At 74.2% G+C, this 7,821-nt stretch carries 7 protein-coding genes; 4 read left to right on the top strand and 3 right to left on the bottom strand.

Annotation, left to right across the window (positions count from 1 at the left end; translation table 11 throughout):
• Nucleotides 1-462 (bottom strand): TIGR03086 family metal-binding protein (locus ACZ4YL_RS41200; protein WP_468123643.1); only part of this gene is annotated, 462 nt, incomplete at its 3' end.
• A gap of 162 nt (nt 463-624) precedes the next feature.
• Here ACZ4YL_RS41200 and ACZ4YL_RS41195 point away from each other — a divergent pair.
• Nucleotides 625-1,029, top strand: coding sequence for a hypothetical protein (locus tag ACZ4YL_RS41195; protein WP_389126251.1), 405 nt, complete (start codon nt 625-627; stop codon nt 1,027-1,029).
• 54 nt (nt 1,030-1,083) lie between these two features.
• Here the strand turns inward: ACZ4YL_RS41195 and ACZ4YL_RS41190 are convergent, their stop codons facing one another.
• On the bottom strand, nt 1,084-2,031 hold the full coding sequence (locus ACZ4YL_RS41190; RefSeq protein ID WP_468123641.1) for a quinone oxidoreductase family protein: 948 nt from the start codon (nt 2,029-2,031) through the stop codon (nt 1,084-1,086).
• A gap of 75 nt (nt 2,032-2,106) precedes the next feature.
• Here ACZ4YL_RS41190 and ACZ4YL_RS41185 point away from each other — a divergent pair, with 75 nt between their 5' ends.
• The gene (locus ACZ4YL_RS41185; protein WP_468123640.1) at nt 2,107-2,598 is read left to right on the top strand and encodes a MarR family winged helix-turn-helix transcriptional regulator; all 492 of its coding nucleotides are present in this window, start codon (nt 2,107-2,109) and stop codon (nt 2,596-2,598) included.
• A gap of 724 nt (nt 2,599-3,322) precedes the next feature.
• Here ACZ4YL_RS41185 and ACZ4YL_RS41180 read toward each other — a convergent pair.
• Nucleotides 3,323-3,691, bottom strand: coding sequence for a hypothetical protein (locus tag ACZ4YL_RS41180; protein WP_468123638.1), 369 nt, complete (start codon nt 3,689-3,691; stop codon nt 3,323-3,325).
• Between the two features lie 930 nt (nt 3,692-4,621).
• Here ACZ4YL_RS41180 and ACZ4YL_RS41175 point away from each other — a divergent pair.
• Nucleotides 4,622-6,247, top strand: coding sequence for an alpha/beta hydrolase (locus tag ACZ4YL_RS41175; protein ID WP_468123636.1), 1,626 nt, complete (start codon nt 4,622-4,624; stop codon nt 6,245-6,247).
• Nucleotides 6,248-6,674: 427 nt separating this feature from the next.
• Nucleotides 6,675-7,346, top strand: coding sequence for a DUF4097 family beta strand repeat-containing protein (locus ACZ4YL_RS41170; protein WP_468123634.1), 672 nt, complete (start codon nt 6,675-6,677; stop codon nt 7,344-7,346).
• The last annotated feature ends 475 nt before the right edge of the window (nt 7,347-7,821 follow it).

Below are 7,821 nucleotides of genomic sequence, written 5' to 3'. Positions count from 1 at the left end.
CAGGAACACGTACGAGGCGCGCAGCGCAGCCGGGTCGGGTGCGTACTCCTGGCCGGTCGCCCGGGCCAGGTCCCATCCGTGCACCACCAGTTCGTCGGCCGCCACCACACCGGCGACCGCACCGGGCAAATCCACACCACCCACACGGGTCATACCGGACCAGGCAGCCGGATCCCGCCACGCTCCCGCCAATTCACCAAGGACCCTGGGCAAGCCCTCACGCCAGCATGCAGGCAGGACGGGCACGGCCGTACCGGGGGCCGTGTCGGTCGTGACGCCCAGGTCCTTGCGGGCGGCGTCACGGAAAGCGGCGGCAAGGCCCGCGAGGTGGCCCAGCAGGCCGGCAACCGTGTATGCGGGACAGGGCGTCCGGCCGGTGAGCCGGGCATCCGGGACGGCGGCCGCCAGGCGAGCCACGATCCGGGCCTGCGGCCCGAGGTCGAAAGCCGTCGTACCGGTCATCTGCCGCCCCTCCCGGACCGTGGATCTGCAGAGTAGACCGACCCCCCCAGCCCGCACCCGTACCCGTACCCGGCGCGGCGCGGCGCGGGGATCGGCCCGCGGATCGGGAGGGCGCGCCCGGCTCGACGGGCCCGCCGCCGCGGCGGAGGATGAGGGACTGTGATGACAGTCCTGGTGGTCGGCGTACCGGAGGGCGCGGAGCTGGAGCTGCTGCGTTCGCGGATCCAGCGCAACCCCCACTTCCGGGTCATCTCCTACGCCCCCACGCCCGGTGTCGCCCTGGCGCACGCCCGGGTCCTGCTCCCCGACATCACCGTGCTCACGCTGTCCGGCGGCTTCCGTGACGACCCGGCCGCGCTCGGCGTGTTCCAGGGGGTACGCGCCCTGGACCCGCCGAGCGGGGTGGTGCTGCGTACGAGGGCGGAGACGGCCCCCGGTGACCTCGGTGTCGTCACCGCCGACGGGGCCGTCCACCTGGTGCGGGCGGGCGACGAGGAGGGGCTGATGCGGGCCCTGCGGACGATCGGGCTGCGCCGCGCGACCTGCGACCCGGACGAAATGCCCTGACCTGCTGTTCCGGTCCACTGGAACGGGGGGCGGTGGGCGGCTCGGGGCGCGCCGTCAGGCGATGCGCAGCACGCTCTTGCCGTGGGTGGTGCCCTCGGCGAGCCGCTGTACGGCGGTGGCCAGGTCTTCCAGGCCGTATTCGGCGGTGATGTCCACGCGTACCCTGCCGTCCGCGACGAGGGCGAGGGCGCGGCGGGCGCTGTCGGCGAGGCGCTCGGGGTGGGTGTGGGCAAGCAGGTTGCTGTTGTAGGTCAGGAGTGACCTGCCGTTCATGAGCAGGTCGCCCGGGTCGGCCGGGACGGGTTCGAGGGCGGCGAGGTTGCCGAAGACCGCGAGCCGGCCGTGGGCCGCCAGCTGTTCCAGGGCGGCGCGGCGGGTGGCGCCGCCGACCGGGTCGAGGATCACGTCGAAGCGTTCGCCGTCGAGCCCGGCCGGGAGTTCCCCGCGCAGCACGACGCGGTCGTATCCGAAGCGGGCGGCGTAGCCGGCCCGGGCGGGGCTGCCGGCGACGCCGACGATCCGGCCGGCTCCGGCCAGCCGGGCGAACTGGGCGGCAAGCGTGCCGACCGAGCCGGCCGCGGCGTGGATCAGCACGCTCTCGCCGGGCCGGACCCGTGCGGTGGTGTTGATCAGGTCGTAGGCGGTCGGTGCGCCCCAGCCGAGGCCGGCGGCGGTGCGCAGCGGCAGGTCTCCGGTGTCCAGGGCGAGCGCGGCGGGCGCCAGGGCCACCTCGGCGCAGGCGCCTGCCGTGGTCAGCGCGGTGACGGGTGTGCCGATGCGGGCCGGGTCGACGCCCTCGCCGACCGCGGTGATGTGGCCGGACGCCTCGAAGCCGGGGACGAAGGGGCGCGGGAGGGGGAACAGGCCGTCTCGGACCATGGTGTCCCCCCACTGGATCCCGGCGTAGGCGACCTTGACCGCCACCTGGCCGGGTCCGGGGGCGGGCTCGTCGATTTCGGTGACGCGGTAGTGGCCCTCGGTGTCGAGGAGAACAGCCTTCATGATCACAGCCCCTTGTGCCGACTCAGTATCCTTACAGTCGAGGACAGTAGGTATGTAAGGTTCCTGAGTCAACCCATGAACCTGTTAACGGAGTGGGAGTGCGTGATGGAAGCCCCGGTCGAGGAGTCCCTCTGTACCCGGATCAGGCGGTCCGAACAGGCGCTGATGGCGCACCACGAGGCGGTGCTGCGCACCTACGGCCTGACCATGACGCAGTACACCGTGCTGCTGGCGCTCTCGCGCGAGGGCGGCATGTCCGGCGCCCAGCTGGCCCGCTCCTGCGGAGTGACGCAGCAGAGCATGAGCAGTGTGCTGGCCAACATGGAGGGCAAGGAGCTCATCCGCCGCGAGAGCTCCGCGGTGCACGCCAAGGTGCAGATCGCGACCCTGAACAGTGAGGGCCGGGCGCTCCTGGACCGCGCATACGGGGAGGTGGCCGTCCTCGAGCGCGCGCTCACCGACGCGTTCACGCCCTCCGAGCACGCCGCGCTGTGCGAACTCCTGGAGCGGGCCACCGCCGTCCTGGCCGGGCAGACCCGTCACGCGGCGGCCCCGCCCGCCCCTTGAGCCGCCCGCCCCGCGGGTCCGGTCGCGGCTGCGGGCAGGTCCCGGTGGAGCGGGCCGCACCCGTGGCGGGGTCGGGCCTGTTCGGGGCGGGCCGGCTCCGCAGGAGCCTGCGGACTGCTCCGCTGCTGCCGAGCCGGCGGGCGGCGACGGCCGCCGGGCGGACGGTGAAGGCGTCGGACGGCCCGGCCTCGACCGCCCCGGGGCCGCCGAGGCGGCGAAGCCGACGGTGGTGACGTGCGCGGTGCGGCGGCCGGGGCCGATCCGGGCGGGCACGCAGCCCCCGGCCCGGTCGAGGGCGCTTCGGCTGATCTCCTCACCCGGGTCGGTGACGAAGGCGGCGGCCGCGCCGCCGGACCGGGTGAACAGGGAGACCGCGCGGCCTGGACGCCGAGGACCTGCGGGCCGGGCCGCAGGAGGATGACCGCGAGGCCCTGGCCGGGCACACCCCGGTCGGCCTGCCCGAGGGCGACGGCCCGGCAGGCGAGGGCGCCCGTACCGGTCGTGTCCAGGGCGCGGCGGACCGCCCCGTACACGCCGTCCAGGCCGGCCGCGCGGACGCAGCACCGGAGGGCGGTGATGTGCGGCCGGCGGGAGGCGTCCAGGGCGAAGCGGCCCGGGACGCATCCGGGCGTTCCAGGCGCAGGCGCGGGCGCGGCGCAGGGTCCTCCCGTCGCGGTCGACGAGGACGCCGACGGCGGTCAGGCCGTCCGACGCGCCCTCCCGGTCAGAACAGGGCCGTCCTCGCCCGGTCGCTCTTCAAGCTCACGACGGTCCGGCCGGGCTGCCCGGCCGTGGCGAACGAGGCCTCGGCGGCACTGGCGCAGGCGCACTCGGGCCGGTCGCCATCGTGGCGTACCAGCAGTGCGAGCACGGCGCTGCGGACCATCTCGATGCCGACACCGGCGTTGCCGCCCGCCAAAGCGGACGTCCGGCCGGTGCGGGCGAAGACGCGCCCGGGTTCGCCCGGCCCCAGCTCCCGGCCACCCAGGAGTTCGCGGGAGCGGACGAGCCCACCACCGGTGCAGGTACAGACGGCCGCGGAGCCGATGACGTTCTCCCCCAGGACCCCCAGGCGTCCTCGGCGAACACACACATGAAGTCGCGGCCGCCGCACGGGCACACGAACACCCGGAACCCGTCGCCCGCAGGAGGTCGAACAGCTCCGGCACCGGCCGGCAGACCAGCTCCACGTACGGGACGCCGAACCGCGGGTCGCGCACCGTCCGGGTCCACTCCCGCACCCGCGCGTCGAACTCCTCGGGTGCCGTGCCGGCCCACGACCGGGCGAACGCCTCCAGCAGGGTGCCCGCCGCCTCGGGTTCCTGCGCCGCCAGGCCTCGAAGAACCCCTGGTCGCACTCCACGAGCGCCTTGTACGGCCGGCACGCCGCGAGCGAGGGGTCGGCCTTCACCTCCTTCTGCCTGGTGCGGAAGACGGAGTCGAACTGCGGTGGCATCGGCTGCTCGGCCCACGGCATGCCGTCGTTGTCGAACGTGGCGATCCGGTCGGCCGGCCCGACGAACGCCTCGCCCGGTGTCGTCGCCCGGTGGACGTGGTCCAGTACCGCCTGCCTGGCGGGGGCCCTCCCTCGTTCCAGCTCGCCGGCACCTGCCCGGCCACGGGCTACTCCCCGGCTCGGCGTCCATGAGGCCATGGTCGCCCGGACGGCGGTGGACGCTGCCCGGACATGGCCGGGACACCGCCCCGGCACCGAACGGACGACGGACGACGGACGACGGACACGGCGGGCTCCCCGGACGGAGCCGGACCGCGGGCGGGACTGCGGGCCGACCGGGGGCCGGACTGCAGGGCGGGACTGCGGGCGGACTACAGGCCGGACGACGGGCCGGACCGCGGGCGGACCGCGGGCGGACCGCGGGCGGACCGCGGGCCGGCCGCGGGCCGGCCGGGGGCGTACAACCCTGGCGGTAGCCGGGAATCAACTCCTGGCGGGCCGACAGGGGCGGTGGCCGGCCGCTACGTTGTCGCCCGTTCCGCAGCATCCGTGACGGAGGAGCGCCGTATGACCCGTTTGGCCGACGAGCCCCGCAGGCGCGTGGTGTGGGGGATATCCCTGGTCCTGATCGCGGTCACGGCGCTCCTGGGGGGAGCGCCCGGCACCGCCGGAACGGCCGACGCGGCGGGGGCAGCAGGGGGCGCGGGGGCGCCGCCCGTCCCGGTGCTGTCCTGGGGTCCCTGCGACGGGGCGGCGGACGGCTTCGAGTGCGCGACCGCCCGGGTGCCGGTGGACTACCGCCGGCCCGCCGGGCCCGCGCTCGCGCTCGCGGTCACCCGCCGGGCGGCGGCCGACCCGGCGCGCCGGGCCGGTGTCCTGGTGCTGCATCCCGGCGGGCCCGGCAACTCCGGTGTGAACTTCGCCCGCAGCAGCTACGAGGCGCTCCCCGCCTCCCTGCGCGACGCCTTCGACGTCGTCGGGTACGACATGCGCGGGGTGGCGCGCAGCGGGCAGGTGGAGTGCTGGGACGACAAGGAGTACGCCGCCGCGGTCGACGGTGCGCGCGGTGTGCCCGGGCCGGGGGCCCTGCGGGAGGCCGTGCGCCAGGGCGCCCGCTTCGCCGCCGCCTGCCAAGAACGCTCCGGGGAGCTGGTGCCGTTCATCGGCACCGCCTCGAACGCCGGGGACCTCGACCTGCTGAGGCAGGCTCTGGGCGAGGAGACGCTGTCCTTCTACGGCCGCTCCTTCGGCAGCTACGTCGGCACCGTCTACGCGGCGCGGTTCCCGGCGCGGGTGCGTGCCATGGTCCTGGACGGCGCCTACGATCCGCGCCGCTACGCGGATGTGCCGTACGCGTACGACGCCGGGCAGTTCGCCGCCCTGGACGCGGCCCTCGGCCGGTTCCTGGACTGGTGCGGGCGCAATGCGTCGGCCTGCGGGTTCGGCGAGGGCCGGCCGCGGCAGGCGTTCGAGCAGCTGAAGCGGGACCTGGACGCGGACCCGGTGATCACCGCGAGCGGGCGCCCTGCCACCGGCTACACCCTGGCCTACCGTCTGATGTTCAACATCAACGCGGGCAAGGAGATCTGGCCCTATCTGGGGCAGGCGCTGCGGTCGGCCCAGGCACGGCAGGCCTCGTTCCTGCTGTCACCTCCCTCGCCCGCGTCGTTCGACTTCCTCAGCGCCAACCTGGCGGTCGAGTGCGCCGACCGCCTCTACCCGCGCAGCCGGCTCCTCCTGGGCGCGCTGGTCGGCGCCGAGGCCGCGTCCGCGCCGCTCCTGGGACCCTCGATCGGCCTGGGGCCGCCGACCTACGACCACAACCACGCCCCGGCCTGCGCCCAGTGGCCGGCGGAGCGCCCCAGCCGGTTCGAGGGCTCCTACCGGGCGGCGGGTTCCGCCCCGATCCTGGTGCTCGGCACGACCGGGGACCCGGACACCCCCTACCAGGACGCCGTGACCCTGGCCGGGACGCTGGACGGCGGACGGCTGCTGACCTTCGACGCCGAGGGGCACACCGCCTACCACCGCAGCGCGTGTGTCAGCGCCCTCGTCGACGACTACCTCGCCACCCTGGCGCTGCCCGCGCCCGGCACCGTCTGCGCGGACGAGGCTCCCCCGGAACCCTTCGGCCGCCGCACCCCGGCCGGCGAGGTCGACGAGACACGCGACGTGATCCCGGTCCTGCACTGAGCCGACCCGCACGGACACACTCGACACACACCGGCACACATACCGGCATACGTGCCGGGCCGCAGCGGGCCGTCACACCCGCTGCGGCCCCGGCGCACCGCCGAGGCCCCCGGCCGACGCCGAACCGGACGCGACAAGCCGGTCCTGACGTCTATTCATCTCACGGTCCGTCAATCACACCCGCCGGCGCAGGCATTCCCGGCACCATCCTCCCGCTAGAGCGTTCACTCCCAATCCATTGCAACGAGCCGAGTGGATACTGTTGCGTTAAGCTCGAAACCATTGCAATGAAATTCCTGACACGACCTGCAGTAATGCAGTTTTGAGGCAACAAGGACGTTGCCAGATCATCGAACGCAACGTAGCTTTTCGTTCATCAGAAACCGCGGGGCGCACGGAGCGCAGCCGCTGATGAAGGAGAAGCAGCATGCAGAAGTTCGCCACCGCCACCCCGATCGCCGCCGTCCTGGACGTCCCCGCCGGTCTCATCCGGTTCATCGCCGCCGACCGGGCCGACACCACCGTCGAGATCCTCCCCGCCGACGCCTCCAAGAGCCGCGACGTGAAGGCCGCCGGGCAGACCACCGCCGAGTACAAGGACGGCGTCCTGCGGATCACCGCCGCACCGGCGAAGAACCGGATCCTCGGCAACTCCGGATCCGTCGAGATCACCGTCCAGCTGCCGGCCGGCTCCCGCGTCGAGGCGAAGACCGCGGCCGCCGAGTTCCGCGGCGTCGGCCGCCTCGGCGACGTCACCCTCGAGGCCGCCCAGGGCACCGTCAGCCTCGACGAGACCGCCAGCGCCCACCTCACCCTCACGGCCGGCGACGTCCGCGTCGGACGCCTCAGCGGCCCCGCCCGCATCACCACCCACAAGGGCGACCTCCACATCACCGAGGCCGTCCACGGCACTGTCGAACTGTCCACCCAGGCAGGCGACATCACCATCGGCACCGCCCCAGGCGTCTCCGCCACGCTCGACGCCAGCACCGCCCACGGCCGCATCCACAACACCCTCACCAACACCGACGGCGCCGCCGCCGGCCTCACCATCCGCGCCACCACCTCCTACGGCGACATCACCGCCCGCAGCATCTGACCCGCAACCACCCCAATGACCACCAGAGCTGCCGGACCCCCGAACCGGGGGTGCCGGACGGCGCGGCCGGAGCCTCCGCACACCGATGACGGGTTGTACACGGCGGAGCCGGAACTTGCCGCCCCCGTCGCTCCCCCGGCCGCCCGCCCGCCCGGCCCGCAGGACGACCCCCGCCGGCACCCCCGCCCGACCCCCCCTTCGGCGAACCCCCCTTCGCACACCGCCCCCCCCCTTTCCCGGAATCCCCCACCGCCTGCGCGGTGATGGCACGCCGCGTCATCACCGCGCCCTTCACCGACACCGAGGACGGACACGAACCATGAGCACCACCGAGGACTACCAGGCCGGGGGCGAACAGCGCGGGTAGGGCGGGTGCGCGCTCTAAGAGGTCGTTTCATCCCGTTGTTTCATCCCGAGATGCGGCTTTGATGTGCTGGTGTCGGGTCGCGCCAGGAGATGGTGTTTTCGCCGGTGA

It is taken from the genome of Streptomyces sp. NPDC030021 (assembly GCF_055574035.1).
Note: the sequence above shows the minus strand (reverse complement) of the source record. Positions and strands in the feature narration are given on the sequence as shown.